This window comes from Mycobacterium sp. 1164985.4, from assembly GCF_001668575.1.
GTDB lineage: Bacteria > Actinomycetota > Actinomycetes > Mycobacteriales > Mycobacteriaceae > Mycobacterium.
The window spans coordinates 40,808-59,360 of sequence record NZ_LZMD01000056.1 but is presented as its reverse complement, the minus strand read 5'-3'; the positions used below and the strand labels follow the sequence as shown (position 1 = coordinate 59,360).

16 protein-coding genes and 1 pseudogene are annotated in these 18,553 nt (G+C 67.5%); 14 read left to right on the top strand and 3 right to left on the bottom strand.

From position 1 onward, the window contains the following. A pseudogene (locus tag A5650_RS09230) lies at positions 1-274 on the bottom strand (amino acid ABC transporter permease); the annotation flags it as partial. A gap of 175 nt (positions 275-449) precedes the next feature. Between A5650_RS09230 and A5650_RS09225 the strand changes: the two are divergent. The 10 genes from A5650_RS09225 to nicT all read left to right on the top strand — a co-directional run bounded on the left by A5650_RS09225 (position 450) and on the right by nicT (position 11,433). Continuing rightward, on the top strand, positions 450-1,817 hold the full coding sequence (locus A5650_RS09225) for a glutamine synthetase family protein (RefSeq protein WP_067289380.1): 1,368 nt from the start codon (positions 450-452) through the stop codon (positions 1,815-1,817). Positions 1,818-1,860: 43 nt separating this feature from the next. Continuing rightward, positions 1,861-2,667 carry a gamma-glutamyl-gamma-aminobutyrate hydrolase family protein gene (locus A5650_RS09220; protein ID WP_082950681.1) on the top strand — a complete coding sequence of 269 codons (807 nt, stop codon included), beginning with the start codon at positions 1,861-1,863 and terminating at the stop codon, positions 2,665-2,667. Further along, positions 2,664-4,028 carry an aldehyde dehydrogenase family protein gene (locus tag A5650_RS09215; protein WP_067289378.1) on the top strand — a complete coding sequence of 455 codons (1,365 nt, stop codon included), beginning with the start codon at positions 2,664-2,666 and terminating at the stop codon, positions 4,026-4,028. The genes A5650_RS09220 and A5650_RS09215 overlap by 4 nt, the downstream gene beginning before the upstream one ends. Next, a complete protein-coding gene (locus A5650_RS09210; RefSeq protein WP_067289374.1) occupies positions 4,029-4,802 on the top strand; it encodes a 3-oxoacyl-ACP reductase in 774 nt (257 codons plus the stop codon). Positions 4,803-4,805: 3 nt separating this feature from the next. Further along, positions 4,806-5,552, top strand: a complete 747-nt coding sequence (locus A5650_RS09205) for a FadR/GntR family transcriptional regulator (protein ID WP_067289371.1) — start codon at positions 4,806-4,808, stop codon at positions 5,550-5,552. Between the two features lie 116 nt (positions 5,553-5,668). Further along, entirely contained in the window at positions 5,669-5,998 is a 330-nt protein-coding gene (locus A5650_RS09200; protein ID WP_156744060.1) for an ArsR/SmtB family transcription factor, read from the top strand. 46 nt (positions 5,999-6,044) lie between these two features. Beyond that, positions 6,045-8,906, top strand: coding sequence for an AfsR/SARP family transcriptional regulator (locus A5650_RS09195; RefSeq protein WP_067289368.1), 2,862 nt, complete (start codon positions 6,045-6,047; stop codon positions 8,904-8,906). Positions 8,907-9,056: 150 nt separating this feature from the next. Continuing rightward, positions 9,057-9,347: a hypothetical protein gene (locus A5650_RS09190; protein WP_067289366.1), complete on the top strand. Its 291-nt coding sequence runs from the start codon at positions 9,057-9,059 to the stop codon at positions 9,345-9,347. Positions 9,348-9,403: 56 nt separating this feature from the next. Then, complete coding sequence (locus A5650_RS09185) at positions 9,404-10,261, top strand: class I SAM-dependent methyltransferase (protein ID WP_067289363.1); 858 nt, start codon at positions 9,404-9,406, stop codon at positions 10,259-10,261. A gap of 77 nt (positions 10,262-10,338) precedes the next feature. After that, complete coding sequence (nicT, locus tag A5650_RS09180; RefSeq protein ID WP_067289360.1) at positions 10,339-11,433, top strand: Nickel transporter NicT; 1,095 nt, start codon at positions 10,339-10,341, stop codon at positions 11,431-11,433. Positions 11,434-11,447: 14 nt separating this feature from the next. Here nicT and mtr read toward each other — a convergent pair whose 3' ends face one another. Further along, a complete protein-coding gene (gene mtr / locus A5650_RS09175) occupies positions 11,448-12,863 on the bottom strand; it encodes a mycothione reductase (RefSeq protein ID WP_067289358.1) in 1,416 nt (471 codons plus the stop codon). Then, positions 12,860-13,843, bottom strand: coding sequence for an alpha/beta hydrolase (locus tag A5650_RS09170; protein WP_067289398.1), 984 nt, complete (start codon positions 13,841-13,843; stop codon positions 12,860-12,862). The genes mtr and A5650_RS09170 overlap by 4 nt, the downstream gene beginning before the upstream one ends. Before the next feature lie 143 nt (positions 13,844-13,986). Between A5650_RS09170 and mqo the strand changes: the two genes are divergently transcribed. The 4 genes from mqo to cobO are packed head-to-tail and all read left to right on the top strand — an operon-like array spanning position 13,987 to position 18,449. Further along, on the top strand, positions 13,987-15,534 hold the full coding sequence (gene mqo, locus A5650_RS09165) for a malate dehydrogenase (quinone) (protein ID WP_082950680.1): 1,548 nt from the start codon (positions 13,987-13,989) through the stop codon (positions 15,532-15,534). Then, positions 15,531-15,977 (top strand): GNAT family N-acetyltransferase, encoded by a 447-nt coding sequence (locus A5650_RS09160; RefSeq protein WP_067289352.1) that lies wholly within the window; start codon positions 15,531-15,533, stop codon positions 15,975-15,977. The genes mqo and A5650_RS09160 overlap by 4 nt, the downstream gene beginning before the upstream one ends. Then, positions 15,974-17,821, top strand: a complete 1,848-nt coding sequence (locus A5650_RS09155; RefSeq protein ID WP_067289349.1) for a magnesium chelatase subunit D family protein — start codon at positions 15,974-15,976, stop codon at positions 17,819-17,821. Before A5650_RS09160 ends, A5650_RS09155 begins: the two co-directional genes overlap by 4 nt. A 13-nt stretch (positions 17,822-17,834) precedes the next feature. Next, positions 17,835-18,449, top strand: coding sequence for a cob(I)yrinic acid a,c-diamide adenosyltransferase (gene cobO, locus A5650_RS09150; protein WP_067289346.1), 615 nt, complete (start codon positions 17,835-17,837; stop codon positions 18,447-18,449). Positions 18,450-18,553 lie beyond the last annotated feature (104 nt).

Here is an 18,553-nt window from a genome sequence, read left to right as displayed (position 1 = left end):
CGGCCGACATCTCGCCGATCGAGAAGAGCATGCCGAAGTACATGACGACGATCAGGATCGACGCGATGGCCAGGCCGCCCCAGCCGGCGGCGCCGATGCCGAAGTTCCATCCCGAGAAGTCGCCGGAGATGACCGCGGCGATGCCGATGCCCCACAGGCCCCAGAACCCGGCAGTCCGCTTGAGTTGCCGCTTCTCGAAGTAGCCGTCGCCGGCCTGGCTGTAGGTGACGCCACCTGAACTCTTCATCTTGTCCTGCGCCTGGTCTTGGGCCACCGATTCGGCTCCTTCTTGCGGTGATGAGGCAAAGGGAGAATAAGCTTGCAAAGGTCTGGCGTCCTACCTTTGGAAGTGACATTTGTGTAAAAGACTTGGGCGAACGTCAGAGCGAGCCCGATCCAATGGTTGACTACCCGCAATCTCGCGCCGTGAAGGAAAGGCCCCACCATCGATGAGCGTCGCAACGGGCATGTTGTCGCAGGCCGATCTCGAGCGCATGGTCGCCGCCGGCGACGTCGACACGGTGATCGTCGCGTTCTGCGATATGCAGGGCAGGCTGACCGGCAAACGGGTATCGGGCCGGTTGTTCGTCGAGGAGGTCGCCGAGCACGGCGCCGAGTGTTGTAACTACCTGCTGGCCGTCGACGTCGACATGAACACGGTCGACGGCTACTCGATGTCGAGCTGGGAGACCGGCTACGGCGACATGGTGATGACCCCCGACTTCTCGACGTTGCGGCTGATTCCGTGGCTGCCGGGAACCGCGATGGTGATGGCCGATCTCGGTTGGCATGACGGCAGCCCGGTGCAGCAGGCGCCGCGCAGCATTCTCAACCGGCAGATCGACCGGCTCGCCGAACGCGGCCTGGTGCCCTACGTCGGGACCGAACTCGAGTTCATGGTGTTCGACGACGGTTTCCGCGACGCGTGGGCCAAGGGGTACCGGGATATGACGGCGGCCTCGGACTACAACGTCGACTACGCGATGCTGGGCTCGACGCGCATGGAGCCTCTGCTGCGCGACATTCGGCTCGGCATGGCCGGCGCGGGCATGTACTGCGAGGGCGTCAAGGGCGAGTGCAACCTCGGCCAGCAGGAGATCGCGTTCCGGTTCGACCATGCGCGGGTCAGCTGCGATAACCACACGATCTACAAGAACGGCGCCAAGGAAATCGCCGACCAGCATGGCAAGAGCCTGACCTTCATGGCGAAATTCGATGAGCGCGAGGGCAACAGCTGCCATGTGCACATCTCGCTGCGGGGTTCCGACGGTGCGGCGGTGTTCGCCGACGACAGCGATCCGCTGGGCATGTCGCCGATGTTCCGCAGCTTCGTCGCAGGCCAGCTGGCCACGCTGCGCGAGCTCACGCTGTTCTACGCGCCGAACATCAACTCCTACAAGCGGTTTGTCGACGGCAGCTTCGCCCCGACCGCGATCGCGTGGGGCCTGGACAACCGCACCTGCGCGTTGCGGGTGGTCGGTCACGGCCACGGTATGCGGATGGAGAACCGGGCGCCCGGCGGCGACGTCAACCAGTACCTCGCGGTCTCGGCGCTGATCGCCGGCGGCCTGTACGGCATCGAACGCGAACTCGAGTTGCCCGAGCCGACGGAGGGCAACGCGTACACCGGTGGCGCCGAACGCCTTCCGACGACGCTGACCGAAGCCGCGGCGCTGTTCGAGAAGTCCGAGGTCGCGCGCGCCGCGTTCGGCGACGAGGTGGTCGAGCACTATCTCAACAACGCCCGAGTCGAGCTGGCCGCGTTCAACTCCGCCGTCACGGACTGGGAAAGGATGCGTGGCTTTGAGCGGCTCTAGTCTCTCGGCGAGCAGTCGTAAACCTGACCAAAATGACGGCGAAATGGGCAGTTTTGCGCCTGTTCCCAGTTGGCGCGGGGGCTCACGCGAGGAAAAAGTTCGGGAGGAAAAACGACGGCCCGTGCTCGGGTTGACCACCTACCTGCAGCAGGCGCAGACCGGCGTGTGGGACGTGCGGGCGAGCTTCCTCCCCGCGATCTACTTCGAGGGCGTGGAACTGGCGGGCGGCATCTCGGTGCTGCTCCCGCCGCAAAAAGTCGACGATGCCATCGCCGACCGCGTCCTCGACGGCCTCGACGGCGTCATCATCACCGGCGGGCGCGACGTCGTGCCCGCGCACTACGGCCGGGAGCCGCATCCGGCCACCGACCAGGGCACCGAGGACAACCGGCGACGCGACCGGTTCGAGTTCGCGTTGGTGCGCGGTGCGATGCGGCGCGGCATGCCGGTTCTGGGCATCTGCCGCGGCGCACAGGTGCTCAACGTCGCGCTCGGCGGCACGCTGCACCAGCACCTGCCCGACGTCATCGGGCACAACCGCCATCAGCAGGGCAACGCGGTGTTCACCACGTCGACGGTGCGTACGGTGCCGGGTACGCGGTTGGCCGGGCTCATCGGCGAGTCCTCGGACGCGCAGTGCTACCACCACCAGGCGATCGACGAACTCGGCGACGGCCTGGTGATCAGCGCGCAGGACGACGACGGCGTCATCGAGGCGGTCGAGCTGCCCGGCGAGCCCTTCGTGCTCGCGGTGCAGTGGCATCCCGAGGAGCGCCTCGACGATCTGCGGCTGTTCGCCGCGGTGGTCGAGGCGGCGAACGCATATGCAAAGGAAAGGGCGAACGCTTGAGCACATCCGACGTGATCAACCCGGCTACCGAAGAGCTGCTGCGCACCGTCGAGCAGACCGACGAGGCCGGCGTCGACGATGCGGTGGCGCGAGCCAAAGCGGCACAACGGGACTGGGCCCGGCGCGCACCCGCCGAACGGGCTGCCGCGCTGCGCGCCTTCGCTGCGACGGTCGATGCACACGTCGACGAGCTGGCCGCGCTGGAAGTGGCCAACTCCGGGCATCCGATCGGCAACGCCGAATGGGAGGCCGGCCATGTCCGCGATGTGCTGCAGTTCTACTCCGCCACGCCGGAACGCCTCTCCGGCAAGCAAATTCCGGTGACCGGCGGCATCGACGTCACGTTCAACGAACCGCTGGGCGTGGTCGGCGTCATCACGCCGTGGAACTTCCCGATGACGATCGCGTCGTGGGGCTTCGCGCCCGCGCTCGCGGCGGGCAACGCGGTGCTGATCAAACCCGCGGAGTGGACACCGCTGACCACGATCCGGCTGGGGGAGTTGGCCGTCGAGGCGGGCATCCCCGCCGATCTCTTCTGTGTGTTGCCCGGCAAGGGGTCGGTGGTCGGCGAGCGCTTCGTCTCGCACCCCGACGTGCGCAAGGTCGTGTTCACCGGTTCGACCGAGGTCGGCACCCGGGTGATGGCCGGCGCCGCCAAACAGGTCAAGCGCGTCACCCTCGAGCTGGGCGGTAAGAGCGCCAACATCGTCTTCGACGACTGCGATCTCGAGCAGGCGGCGGCCACCGCCCCGTACGGCGTGTTCGATAACGCCGGCCAGGACTGCTGTGCGCGAAGCCGAATTCTGGTGCAGCGCAACGTCTACGACCGGTTCATGGAGTTGTTCGAACCGGCCGTCAAGGGCGTTGTGGTCGGCGACCCGGGCGCCAAGGACACCGAGATGGGTCCGCTGGTGTCCAAGGCGCACTGGAACACCGTCGCCTCGTTCGTACCCGACGACGCACCCGTGGCCTTCCGCGGATCTGCGCCGTCGGGACCCGGGTACTGGTTTCCGCCGACGGTGCTGACGCCGCAGCGCACCGATCGTGCTGTGCGCGAGGAGATCTTCGGCCCGGTGGTCACCGTCCTGCCGTTCGAGGACGAGGCCGACGCGATCGCGCTCGCCAACGACACCCCCTACGGGCTGTCCGGGTCGATCTGGACCGAGAACCTGTCGCGCGCCATGCGTGTCTCGCGGGCCGTGGAATCGGGCAACCTGTCGGTCAACTCGCATTCCTCGGTGCGCTACAACACGCCGTTCGGCGGCTTCAAACAGTCCGGCCTCGGCCGCGAGCTCGGACCGGACGCGCCGCTGTCGTTCACCGAAACCAAGAACGTGTTCTTCGCAGTGCAGGAGGCCTAGATGGATCTCACCCAACGGTTGGCGGGAAAGGTCGCCGTCGTCACCGGCGGCGCCAGCGGCATCGGCCTGGCCAGCGCCAAGCGGATGAAGGCCGAGGGCGCGACCGTCGTCATCGGTGACATCGACCCGGCGGCGGGAAAGACCGTCGCCGACGACCTCAACGGCACCTTCGTCCAGGTCGACGTATCCGACCAGGTTGCGGTGGACACGCTGTTCGACACCGCCGCCGACACCTACGGCTCGGTCGACATCGCGTTCAACAACGCCGGCATCAGCCCACCCGAGGACGATCTGATCGAGGACACCGGCATCGACGCGTGGCAGCGGGTGCAGGACGTCAACCTCAAGTCGGTGTTCTTCTGCTGCAAGGCGGCGCTGCGCCACATGGTGCCGCAGCAGAAGGGCTCGATCGTCAACACCGCTTCCTTTGTGGCGGTGATGGGTTCGGCCACCTCGCAGATCTCTTACACCGCGTCCAAGGGTGGTGTGCTGGCGATGTCCCGTGAACTCGGCGTGCAGTACGCGCGGCAGGGCATCCGGGTCAACGCGTTGTGCCCGGGACCGGTCAACACCCCGCTGCTGCAGGAGTTGTTCGCCAAGGATCCCGAGCGGGCCGCGCGGCGGCTGGTGCACATCCCGGTGGGCCGCTTCGCCGAACCCGACGAACTGGCCGCCGCGGTGGCGTTCCTCGCCAGCGACGACGCCTCGTTCATCACTGCTTCGTCTTTCCTCGTCGACGGCGGCATCAGCGGCCACTACGTCACTCCGCTGTAAACCATGTCGGCCGACCCGGACGGACCGGAGGCGCCCGCGGGGCTCACCGCGGAGGCGGCCGGGGCGCTGCTGCGCCCCGTGCGTGGCGGCAACGCCTTCGAGGACACCGTCGGTCGGCTGCTGCAGACCATCCGGCTCGGGGTGCTGCAACCGGGTGAATGCCTGCCGCCCGAACGGGAACTCGCCTCGCGGCTCGGCGTCAGCCGCGACACCGTGCGCGAGGCCATCAAATCGCTGTCCGACGCGGGTTATCTGGTGTCCCGGCGGGGCCGCTACGGCGGGACGTTCCTCGCCGACGAACTGCCCACGCCCATCACCGGAAACGACGATCTGACGCGCGCGGACATCGACGACGCGCTACGCCTGCGCGAGATCCTCGAAGTCGGTGCCGCGCACATGTCCGCCAGCCGAACGCTGACCGCCGCCGAGCGCGAACAACTGTGGCTGCGGATGGGCGACGTTCGCGGCGCCGCCCCGGATGACTACCGGCGGCTCGACTCGCGTCTACATCTGGCGATCGCCGAGGCCGCCGGGTCACCGTCGCTGGTGCCGCTGCTGGCGGAGAACAGGATGCGGCTCAATGCGCTGCTCGACCAGATCCCGTTGCTGCCCCGAAACATCGCCCACTCCGACGAGCAGCACGAGGCGATCGTCATCGCGATTCTCGCCGGCGACGCGGACGGCGCGGCGTCGGCGATGCGCGCACATGTCGAGGGCTCGGCCGCGCTGCTGCACGGCTTCCTCGACTAAGCCCCGCCTTTTTCACGGCGAGCGTGCGTGTTTGCTGACGACACGCCGCCGATTTTCCGACATTTGCGCACGGTCAAGCACCCTCGAGCGTGCACATCAGCGTTACATTGAGTCCCGTGAACGAGCCCGTTGGTCAGGTGGACGTCGAACGCGCGGCGTCAGCGCTGGCCGACGTCGACACCGCCAGCTGGACTCAGCGATTCGACCTGCTGTCAGACCCGCACCGGCTGGAAATCCTGCTCACGCTGCACCGCGTCCCGGGAATCCGCGTCGGAGACCTGGCCACCGCGCTCGGCCGCTCAGAAAACGCCGTCTCGCAGGCGCTTCGCGTATTACGCCAGCAGGGCTGGGTCAGCGCGACCCGCGTGGGACGCGGGGTCAGCTATCGCCTCGACGACGAGATCGTCCACGACCTCCTGCACTGGATCGGCGCCCGGCACGGCTGACGCCGTTTCCGCCCCACACGTGCTGACCTGGTGAAAGCTGTATGTCGTGGCTGTGCAGTTCCGTTTGCTCGGCGACGTCGAGGCCCACGTGGACGGCGTGCGGGTCGAGATCGGCCCGTCCCGCCAACGCTGCGTTCTGGCGACGCTGCTGCTCGACGTCAACCGACCGGTGCCGTCCGACCAGCTGATCGACCGTGTGTGGGCGGACGACCCACCGCACCGCGCCCGAAACGCGTTGGCCGCATACGTTTCGCGCATCCGGCACCTCTTCGCCGGTAGTGTCGAAATCAACCGCAGCCCAGGCGGATACGTTCTCAGCGCGGACCCGTCGACGGTGGATGTGCACCTGTTCCGCGACCTCGTCGCACAGGCGCGGGCGACGACCGATCTAGCCAGCGCCGACGCCCTGTTCGCCGAAGCGCTCAAGCTGTGGCGCGGCGAACCGTTCGCGAGCCTCGAGACGCCGTGGCTGGACGACGTCCGGCGTGGATTGCAGTCCGAACGCTTAGCCGCCGCACTGGATCACAACGACATCCGGCTGCGCATCGGTCGGCATCCAGAGCTGATCCCGCTGCTGACGTCCATGCTCCGCGACCATCCGCTCGACGAGAGGCTGGCGAGCCAACTGATGCTCGCGCAATACCGGTGTGGGCGGCAGGTCGATGCGCTCGACACCTTCCGGACGATGCGAACCCGCCTGGTCGACGAACTGGGTGTGGAGCCGGGACCGGCGCTGCGGCGGGTGCATCAGCAGATACTGGAGGGCGATCAGGTGCAGCCACCGGTCCGCATCGCCTCCGAAAAGCCCAACAGTGTCCCCAGGCGCGCCACCAGCCTCATTGGCCGCGACGACGAGTTGCGCCGGGTCGTCGATGCGCTGAACACCGGACCGCTGATCACGCTGATCGGCGTCGGCGGCGTCGGCAAGACGCGGTTGGCACTCGAAGCGGCGTCTCGATCCGCGGAGGGCTTTCCCGACGGGGCGTGGGTATGTGAGCTCGCACCCGTCGAGGATGCGACGGCCGTCGCGCACGCCGTTGCGGTGGCGCTGCGCGTACAGCAGCAGCAGGGGCTCGACATCGAAACCACCGTGATCGAGTATCTGCGAGCCCGCAAACTGCTTCTGCTGCTGGACAACTGCGAGCACGTGCTCGACATCGCCGCGCGGTTGGCCGACCGGGTCGTGCGCCACTGCCCGGAGGTGGTGGTGCTGGCGACGAGTCGCGAAGCGCTCGGTGTCGAGGGCGAGAGGCTTCTGCCTGTGCCACCGCTTCCCATCGACGACGGCGTTCGCCTGTTCGCCGAACGCGCGCGCTCGGGCAGACCGGACTTCGACCTCGATAGCGAGCCAGCGGGTGCGGTCACCGAGATCTGTCGTCGGCTCGACGGTCTGCCGTTGGCGATCGAACTCGCTGCCGCGAGGATGCGGGCGATGAGCAGTCTCGATGTCGCGCGCAGGCTGGACAGCCTGCGGCTGCTCAGCGGTGGTGCCCGCGACGCGTCTCCTCGGCAACAGAGCCTCACCGCCACGATCGACTGGTCGTATCAGTTGCTCACCGAAGCCGAACAGGATCTGTTCATCCGATTGTCGGTTTTCGCCGGCGGTTTCGATCTGGCTGCGGCGCACGGCGTTTGCGGGACGGGTGATGAGGACGACACCCTCGATGTGCTCGCCGGACTTCTCGACAAGTCGATGGTGACGCGTCGCCCGGGGGCCGGACACACGCGCTACGCGTTGCTGGAGACACTGCGGGCCTATGGCCGAAACCGTATGCAGGAAACGGGTTTCGATGCCGACGTGACAAGGCGGCATGCCCGCTACTACACCGAGTTGGCGCTGCACGCGGCTGTCGGCATGCACGGACCGGACGAGGCCGAATGGGTCGACCGGATGCTGCCCGACTACGACAACATCCGAACCGCATTCGAACGCTCCGTCGCCGCCGGAGATATCGACACCGCGTTGCGGCTGGTCACCTCGTTGTCCGAAATCATGCACCTGCGAATCGGATACGAGTCCGCAGGTTGGGCGGAGCGGATCATCCAGCGGGCCGATCCCCAGCATCCCTTGTACGCGGCCGCCATCGGCTTCGCGGCACGGGGCGCGTGGAACCGGGGCGAATCCGAAAACGCCCGCGCGCTCGCTGAAATGGCCGTCGGGCGCAGACCCGGTCGGGCCAACGGCCGCATCGCCTACCCGGGTGACGTGCTGGCAGACCTCGCGCTCTACGACGGGGACCCAGGTACCGCGCTCGCGCATTACGAGACGGAGATGGGGCGTGCGCGCGCCGAGGATGACCCGATCCGGTTGGTGTGGACGCTGTTCTACGTGGCCATCTGTCATGCCGCGTTGCGACGACCGGAGGACGGAATCGCCGTGGCGCAGGAAGCGGTCTGTGTCGCGGACGGCACCTCGAATCCCACCGCCCGGTCGATGGGGCGCTACGCGCTCGGGCTGGTGCTGAAGAAATCCGAACCGGAGCGCGCGCTGGAACTGTTCGACGAGGCTGCGGCGCTGGCGGCATCGGTCAAGAACTTCTGGTGGCATGGCATCGCCCTGATGGAGGCGGCCTCCACCCGCGCCGTCCACGGAGAACCGCCCACCGCGGCCGCGGCCCTCATCGACGTCCTCGACCATTGGGACCGGGTGGGTGACTGGAGCCAACAGTGGCTCAATCTGCGCTACATCGCCCGCTTTCTGGCGCGGATCGGCGCCGACGATGCGGCGCTGACTGTGCACGACGCCCTGGTCGGTGCCGGAAAGCCCTCGCCGCTGCCGGCCGACCGTCACCCGCAGGGACAGCGCATCGTCAGTGGCGTCGAGGCCGTCCGTCTGGCGCGGGCCACACTGGCGGTGCTCAGTGTCGACCAGACCGTCACGGCAACCGGGGGGACGGCGCCCTCGTAACGCCTCCCCACCTGACCGCTCACAACACCACGTGAGCTGCGGATTTCACGATCGTTCAATGATCTCCGAAGCCTTCTCTCAGAGACTTCATCCGTCAAAACCCAACGGTCAGGCCACCCACGGCCGACCATCAAGAGAGAAGAGAAAACGATGAAGCATCCGCTGTTCAAACGTGTTGCGGCCGTCTCCGCGTTGTCGGCTTCGCTCGCGATGCCCGCAATCGCCGGACTTGTCGCGCCGAGCGCCCACGCAAAGCCGATCAACGAGAACACGATCAAGACCGAGTGCAAGGCGGCAGGTGGCAAGTACGAAACGGCCGTCGCGGTCGACATCAGGAGCTCGGCGTGCACCTACAAGGCCAGTGACGGCGTCACCTACACCGATCACTACGCCAACGGCAATTACGTCGGGACGACCGGCCCCGGCGGGCGGCCGGCCTGAGGCTGAGCGCCGCCGAACCGGCGGCGACGGCGGGACACAACTACGAGGAGGATGACATGACAACCACTGAACAGAACACGACGACGGGCGATGGCGATCGGCAGCTCAAGGCCAAACATCGCGCGTTGTGGGCCTCGGGTGATTACCCCGCCGTCGCCGCCGAACTCATTCCCACACTCGGTCCCGAACTGGTCCGGGCCTGCGGGGTGCGCACGGGCGATCGTGTACTCGACGTCGCCGCCGGCTCGGGCAATGCGGCGATTCCGGCCGCGGAGCTCGGCGCGGCCGTCACCGCGAGCGACCTCACGCCGGAGCTGTTCGACGCGGGGCGCCGCATCGCCGCCGAGCGGGGTGTGACCCTGGAGTGGGCGGAAGCCGACGCGGAGGCGTTGCCGTTCGCCGACAACGGTTTCGACGTGGTGATGTCCTGTGTCGGTGCGATGTTCGCGCCGCACCATCAGGAAACCGCCGACGAACTGATCAGGGTGACCCGTCCCGGCGGAACGATCGGGATGATCAACTGGACGCCCGAAGGCTTCATCGGAAAGCTGTTCGCGACCATGAAGCCCTACGCGCCGCCGCCGCCCCCGGGGGCGACCCCGCCGCCGCTGTGGGGAAGTGAGGAGCACGTCCGCGCGCTCTTCGGCGACCGGGTCACCGACCTCAGGCTGCGCCGCCAGACGGTGCGCATGGATCAATGCGCCACCCCGCTCGAGTTCCGCGAGTACTGGAAACGCAACTACGGACCCACGATCGCGGCGTACAAGTTCAACGCGGACGACGCCGAACGCACCGAAGCCCTGGACCGCGACTTCCTGGCCTTCCTCACCGAAGCGAATCAGGCCGACGTGGCGGGCCGGACCGCGTATGACGCCGAATACCTGGTCATCACTGCGACAAAGCGCACGACATGATCGGCGGTCGGTTGAGGCCGCCAGATGAACATGTGTTCAGCTAGACAGGCAACGGCGCATCGGCCTAGGGTCGCAACATGGCCGTCGTCGAGCAGGTGCAGACATCTCCTCCCACCCGATTCGACCGCACCGACTGGACGACCATCGCCGGCATGGTCGGCTTCGTCTTCGCGCTGCACGTGTTCGGTTGGGGGGTACTCGTCTTCGGCGTAGCGCCCCAGCACATCACCCTGGGTTCGGCCGGTGTGTTCGGCGTGGGTCTCGGGGTGACCGCGTACCTGCTCGGCGTGCGGCACGCGTTCGACGCGGACCACATCGCGGTGATCGACAACACCACCCGCAAGCTGGTGGGCGAGGGGACCCGCTCCCTGTCGACGGGATTCTGGTTCTCGCTCGGCCACTCCACCGTCGTCTTCGGGCTGGCCTTCCTACTGGCGGTCGGCGTGCGGGCAGTGGTCGGGCCGGTCCAGGACGAGAACTCGCCGCTGCTGCAGACGCTCGGTCTGGTCGGCTCGCTGGTGGCGGGGACCTTCCTCATCCTGATCGGTCTCTCGAACCTGTTCGCAGCCGTGGGGATCGCCAAGATCTTTCGGCGGATGCGCAGCGGCGACTTCGACGAAGCGGAGTTGGAGCGTCAGCTCGAACAGCGGGGCTTTCTCGCGCGGATGTTCGCCACGCTGATGCGGCGGGTGAACAAGCCGTGGCACCTCTACCCGGTCGGGCTCCTCATGGGGCTGGGATTCGACACCGCCACCCAGGTGGCGCTTCTGGTGCTGGCCGCGGGGACGGCCGCGTTCACCCTGCCCTGGTACGCGATCCTCGTTCTCCCTGTGCTTTTCGCCGCAGGGATGAGCCTGTTCGACGCGGCCGACGGTGTCCTCATGACCAGGGCATACGGCTGGGCGTTCCTGCAGCCGATCCGCAAGGTTTACTACAACCTGACCGTAACCATGCTGTCGGTGGTCGTCGCTTTGTTCATCGGGGTCATCGTGCTCGCGGGGCTCATCGTCGATCGCCTCGGCATCGAGTCGGGTCCGCTCGCCGCAATCGGGTCACTCAACCTGGAGTCCGTCGGGTTCATGATCGTCGGACTGTTCGTGGCCGCATGGTTGATCGCCGTCGCCGTCTGGCGCTTCGGTCGAGTCGGAACGCGTTTGGCGCAAGCGTCTTGATGCCTTTGCGCGTTTTAATGTCTTCGCGACGGCGGCCACGGTGGCTCGCCGCACAGCGCCAGCAGCGCGTTCTCGATGACCTCCGGCAGCGCGGGGTGAATCCAGTACTGACCGCGCGCCATCTCCTGTGCGGGTAGGTCGAACGCCATCGCCTGGATGACGGGCTGGATCAGCGACGACGCCTGATGGCCCATGATGTGTGCGCCGAGCAGCAGGCCGGTCTCGTCGTCGACGATGAGTTTGGCGATGCCGGAGGTGTCCTCCATGGCCCACCCGTATGCGACGTCGGCGTAATCCTGAATCTTGACCTTGATTCTGAATCCCTGTGCGCGCGCTTCGTTTTCGGTCAACCCGACGCTGGCGATCTGCGGGTCGGTGAAGACCGCCGACGGCACGTAACGGTGGTTGGCGGGCATGAGCGCCTCGGTGTCATCCCAGTCCTGCAGCAGGTTGTGCTTGACCACACGCGCTTCGTGGTTGGCCACATGCTTGAGCTGGAAGTCCGAGGACACGTCGCCGAGCGCGAAAATGCCGCGGGCGGTGGTGCGTTGGTATTCGTCGACGACGACCTGCCCGCTCGCGGTCACCTTCACACCGGCGTGCTCGGCATCGAGCATGTCGCCGTTGGGGACGCGACCAGTTGCCACCAACAAGGCGTCGCCGCGCAGCGTCGAGCCGTCCTGACACGTGATCTCGACGCCTCCGTCGACCTCGCGCGCATCGACGAGTTCGTGATGGTTGCGCACCTCCCATTTCTTTGACGCGATGTCGGTGAAGCGCATCGCGATGTCGTCGTCGTGACCGCGCAGCAGCGTGCTGCCCCGGATCAGCAGCGTGATCTGGCTGCCGAGCGACGAGAAGATATGGGCGAATTCGCAAGCGACATAACCGCCACCGACGATGATGAGATGTTCGGGAAGCTCGGTGATGCGCATGATCGTGTCGCTCGTGTGGTAGGGCGCACCACAGTCCGTGACCGCGTCGGGCACCACCACCCGGGAACCGGCCGCGATCACCACCTGGTCGGCGGTGAACTCGTCGCCGTCGTCGGTGCGCAGCGCATAACGGCCGTCGGGAAGGGTCGGCCGAAACCTGGTGTGACTGCGGAAAACCTGCACGTTCGGTGACGACCGTCGGTAGTTCTCTCCGGCGAGGGCCAGCGGATCGATCCGTCCGAAGATTCGCGAGACGATATCGGGCCATCGCACTGCGTCGATGTGCGCGTCGACCCCGTATCGCGCCGCCTCCCTGACGTTGTCGGCGATACCGGCCGCGTAGACGAACATCTTCGTCGGGATGCAGCCGACGTTCAGACAGGTCCCGCCGAACACGCTTTTCTCGCAGATCGCGACCTTCTTGTCGATATAGCGCTCGTCGAGGATCGAGTTACCCGAACCGGTACCGATGATCGCGATGTCGAAGTGCGTCACGGTGACCCGCTTCCTGTAGAACGGCTGACGGCCTCGGAGCCGTGGACTACCCGGTGGGCTAGATACCAGTCCAGCCACTTGTCGAGTTCGTCGTAGGCGGCCTGCCGCGCGTCGGGCACCGACAGGAACACGTCGTGCTTGGCGTCGACGATCGGCACGATCGTGGTGCGGTTCCCGATGCATCCCGCCCATCGGGCGATCTGCCCGACGTCGAGCACCGCGTCGCCGCGTTGGATCGCCTCAGGATCCGTCACCTCACGCACGCTGCGGTCCGAGCGCAGGATCAGGTTGGGCACACCGACGTCGAGACCGCGGTGCAGTCTCGCGTGGCCCCGACGGATCGCCGCGATCCAGCCCGTCGTGACGGGGAAGCCGCCGACCGGTTTCCACTTGAGGTCGTAATCGAAGTCGCCGTGATAGTCGCGGTGCAACGACGTGCCGTATCCGCCCTCACTCGGCGGCCGCAACACCAGCCGCTTGTTCACCCGCGACACCGCGCCCAGCGCGGCCCGGGTCGGCGCGGCCCGCAGAATCGACGGTCCCTGCAGATCCAGCCACGGACTGTTGAGCACGAGACCGCCGACCCGCTTGCGGTAGGTCAGCCCGCCGCTCCGCAGCCGGTCCAGCCACAACGAGACGATGAGCCCGCCCGCCGAGTGCCCGTAGACCAGCACGTCGGCGGGGGACACCGAGGCGATGATGTCGAGCGCGCGCTCGAGCTCGGCGTCGTAGCGGGCCAGGTCGGTGGTGAAGTGCGGTGTCTGGCCCTCGCGCCATGAACGGCCGCATTTGTGCAGGTCGATCGCGTAGAACGCGAATCCGCGGGCGGCGAAGTGATCGGCGAGCTCGGTGTTGAAGAAGTAGTCGGTGAACCCGTGCACCAACAGCACCGCACGCGTGGCCGAGGGATCGGATTCACCGCGGCGCACCAGGGTGGCGACGAGGTCGCCCTCGCCGTCCGGGTCTGCGCCGAGGGCCATGGTGTGTTGCCAGTAGCCCGGCAGCACATCTGCCTTCCAGTCGGCCACGACAGCAACGATAGTCGGCGCGGGCGGTGCCGCCGGGGTATGCGCTGAACGGCGCTGCGCGCGGGGATTGAGAACGCCCTCTGCGGGCTAACCTGATGACCGACCATGCCGCGGCCACCAGGGACAGTCGGGGGGAGTTGAGAGTGTCTGACGAACCGAGGAAGACAGACGTCGTGCTCATCGGGGCCGGCATCATGAGCGCAACCCTGGGCACGCTGCTGCGGCTCTTGGAGCCGGATTGGTCGATCACGCTCATCGAGCGCCTCGACGCGGCGGCCGCGGAGAGCAGCGACGCATGGAACAACGCGGGCACCGGCCATTCGGCGCTGTGCGAGCTCAACTACACCCCGCAGAAGCCCGACGGGTCGATCGACATCTCGAAGGCAGTGCGCATCAACGAGCAGTTCCAGGTGACGCGCCAGTTCTGGGCGTATGCGGTGGAGAACGGGGTGATCACCGACCCGCGCAGCTTCCTCAACCCGATTCCGCATGTGAGCTTCGTGCGCGGCGCCGAAGGGGTGAAGTACCTGCGGCGCCGCTATGACGCGCTCGTGACCAACCCGCTGTTCGCGCGCATGGAGTACATCGACGACGAGCACGAGTTCGCCCGGCGACTGCCGCTGATGGCGCAGAACCGTGATTTCTCCGATCCGGTGGCGCTGAACTGGACGCAGCAGGGCACCGACGTCGATTTCGGCGCCTTGTCGCGCCAGCTGCTCGGCTACGTCGCCCAGCGCGGTATGACCACGCAGTTCGGACACGAGGTGCGCGATCTGCGCAAGGACTCCGACGGCTCGTGGACCCTGAAGGTGGTGAACCTGCGCACCGGGCGCACCAGCAAGCTCAAGAGTCGGTTCGTGTTCGTCGGCGCGGGCGGCGGAGCGCTGAACCTGCTGCAGAAGGCGGGCATGAAGGAGGCCAAGGACTTCGGCGGCTTCCCGGTCAGCGGCAAGTTCCTGCGCACCGACGTCTCCAGCCTGACCGCCGCGCATCGGGCCAAGGTGTACGGCCAGCCACCGGTGGGTGCGCCGCCGATGTCGGTCCCGCACCTTGACGCGCGCGTCATCAACGGCCGGTCCTGGCTGCTGTTCGGACCGTTCGCGGGATGGTCGCCGAAATTCCTCAAGCAGGGCGATGTCTTCGACCTCCCCGAGTCCATCACGCTCAACAACGTCGCGTCGATGGTCAACGTGGCGCTCACCCAGTTCGGCCTGCTGAAGTACTTGGTCGGCCAGTTGATGCTGTCGGACGCCGAGCGGATCGATGCGCTACGCGAATTCGCGCCCAGTGCAAGGGAATCCGACTGGGAACTCAATGTCGCGGGGCAGCGCGTCCAGGTCATCTGCGGTAAAAGCGGCAAGGGCGTGCTGGACTTCGGCACCACCGTGCTGACATCCGGGGACGGCACCATCGCGGGTCTGCTGGGCGCATCGCCGGGAGCGTCGACCGCCGTGCCCGCCATGCTCGACGTGCTGCAACGCTGCTTCGCCGAGCGTTATTCGTCGTGGGAGGCCAAAATCAAGGACATGGTGCCGTCCCTGGGGCACGAATTGTCATCCGAGCCAGCGCTGTTCGACGAGGTGTGGTCGCACGGCAACCGGATCCTGCGACTCGACGAGTCCTCGGCGGTGGCCACGGGATGACGGTTGCGCTGCGCCGCAGTTGGTCTCGCGACCTGGACGCCGCGACGCTGTACGAACTGCTGAAGCTGCGAGTCGAGGTGTTCGTGGTGGAGCAGGCCATTCCGTACCCGGAACTCGACGGCCGCGACCTCCTCGGTGAGACACGGCACTTCTGGCTGGAAACCTCCACCGGTGAGGTCATTTCGACGCTGCGCCTGATGGAGGAGCATCCCGGTGGCCACAAGGGCTTCCGGATCGGGCGGGTGTGCACCAAGCGCGAGGCGCGCGGGCACGGGCACAGCACCCGGCTTCTGCAGGCAGCGCTGGCCGAGGTCGGCGACTTTCCGTGTCGCATCGACGCGCAGACGTACCTGGCAGATATGTATGCCCGTCTCGGCTTCGTCCGCGACGGTGAGGAGTTCATGCAGGACGGCATTCCGCACGTCCCTATGCTGAAGCCGTGACCTATCCCTTCAGCGCGATCGTCGGGCATGACCGCCTACGGTTGGCGCTGCTGTTGTGCGCGATCCGTCCCGACATCGGCGGGGTCCTGATCCGCGGCGAGAAGGGCACCGCGAAGTCGACCGCGGTGCGGGGATTGGCCAAGGTGCTCGAGGCGGCGGCGGACGGTGCTCCGGGGCCATCGGGACAGCTGGTCGAACTGCCGATTGGCGCCACCGAGGACCGGGTGGTCGGCTCGCTGGACCTGCAGAAGGTGCTGCGCGACGGCGAGCACGCGTTCTCGCCCGGGCTGCTGGCCCGCGCGCACGGCGGCGTGCTCTACGTCGACGAGGTGAACCTGCTGCACGACCATCTGGTCGACGTGTTGCTCGACGCCGCGGCGATGGGGCGGGTGCACGTCGAGCGTGACGGGGTGTCGCACAGTCACGACGCCCGGTTCGTGCTGATCGGCACGATGAATCCCGAAGAGGGCGAACTGCGTCCGCAGCTGCTCGACCGGTTCGGGCTGACCGTCGACGTGCGGGCCTCGCGCGACGTCGAGGTCCGCGTCGAGGTGATCCGGCAGCGCATGGCGTACGAGGCAGACCCCGACGCGTTCGCGCAGCGCTACGCCGAGGCCGACGCTGATTTGGCGCGACGGGTCGCCACGGCGCGTGCTCTGGTCGGCTCGGTTTCGCTGCCGGACAGCGAATTACGACGCATCGCGGCGCTGTGCGCGGCGTTCGACGTAGACGGTATGCGCGCCGACCTCGTCGTCGCCAGGACCGCCGTCGCGCACGCCGCGTGGCGCGGGGCCGACACGGTGGCCGAGGAGGACGTCCGGGTGGCCGCCGAACTCGCGTTGCCGCACCGCCGTCGACGCGACCCGTTCGACGACCCGGGGCTCGATCCGGGACAACTCGACGACGCGATGGCGCAGGCCGACGATGCCGCCGACGAAAACCTCGATCCCGAGCCCGATCCGCCGGGTGGTGGCGTGTCGACACCCGACACCGATGGCGGCAATGGTCAACAGTCACAACGGAACTCGGGCGGCGCATCGCGACCGAACGCCACCCCGTCCGCCGTGTTCCGTACCCGGTCGCTGGTGGTGCCCGGTGTGGGGGAGGGTGCGCCAGGCCGCCGGTCGCGGGCGCGTAACCGCACCGGCAAGACGATCGCAGCGACCCCCGACGGTCGGATCGGTCACGGTGTGCACGTGTTCGGCACGCTGTTGGCCGCGGTGGAGCGGCAGCGCGGTGCGGGCGCGCCCCGGCCGCGGCCGGACGATGTGCGGCGGTCGATCCGGGAAGGCCGCGAGGGCAACCTGGTGATCTTCGTCGTCGACGCATCGGGTTCGATGGCCGCGCGCGACCGGATGTCCGCGGTCGGCGGCGCGACGCTGTCGCTGCTGCGCGATGCGTATCAGCGGCGCGACAAGGTTGCCGTCATCACGTTCCGCCAGCGCGACGCGCAGGTGCTGCTTCCGCCGACGTCGTCGGTGCACATCGCGAGCCGTCGCCTGGCCCGCTTTGACACCGGAGGCAAGACGCCTCTGGCGGAGGGCTTGCTTGCGGCGCGCGACCTGGTGGTGAGGGAGAAGGCCCGCGACCGTGCCCGGCGCAGCCTGGTGGTGGTGCTGACCGACGGGCGAGCCACCGGCGGCGTCGACCCGTTGGGCCGCGCGCGGACGGCCGCCGCCCGGTTGGTCGCCGAAGGCGCCGCCGCGGTCGTCGTGGACTGCGAAACGTCGTATGTGCGGCTGGGCTTGGCCGAAGAACTCGCCGAACAACTGGGCGGCCCGGCGGTGCGGCTCGCCCAGCTCCGGGCGGACAGCCTGACCGACGTGGTCCGCACCGCCGCCTGAAAGGGAGGTTCGTATGCCTCAGGGGCAGCCGCTGGCGGTTCCCGACGACGGGTTGACCACCCGGGCGCGACGCAACGCGCCGCTGTTCGCGGTACACACCGGGCCGGGCAAAGGTAAGTCGACTGCGGCGTTCGGGATGGCGTTGCGGGCGTGGAACCAAGGGTTCGACATCGCGGTGTTCCAATTCGTCAAGAGCGCCAAGTGGAAGGTCGGCGAGGAGGCGGCGTTCCGCGAGCTCGGGAAGCTGCACGACGAGCACGGCGTCGGGGGACCGGTGCAGTGGCACAAGATGGGCTCGGGCTGGTCGTGGTCGCGTAAGCGGGGCGACGAGGTCGACCACGCGGCCGCGGCGGCCGACGGCTGGGCCGAGATCACGCGGCGGCTCGCCGACGAGCGCCACGACTTCTATGTGCTCGACGAGTTCACCTACCCGCTGAAGTGGGGCTGGATCGACGTCGACGAGGTTGTCGAGACTCTGCGTTCGCGGCCCGGCACCCAGCACGTCGTCATCACCGGCCGCGACGCTCCGCAGCGACTGCTGGACGCTGCGGACCTTGTCACCGAGATGACCAAGGTGAAGCATCCGATGGACGTCGGCCGCAAGGGCCAGAAGGGCATCGAGTGGTGACCCCACTTCTTGCTGACGGTTGCGCGAGCGTGCGTGTTTGCACACGACACGCCGCGCAGACGCAGCTGTTTGTGCACGCTCGTGTCGGCGCGACCGTGCGCGAA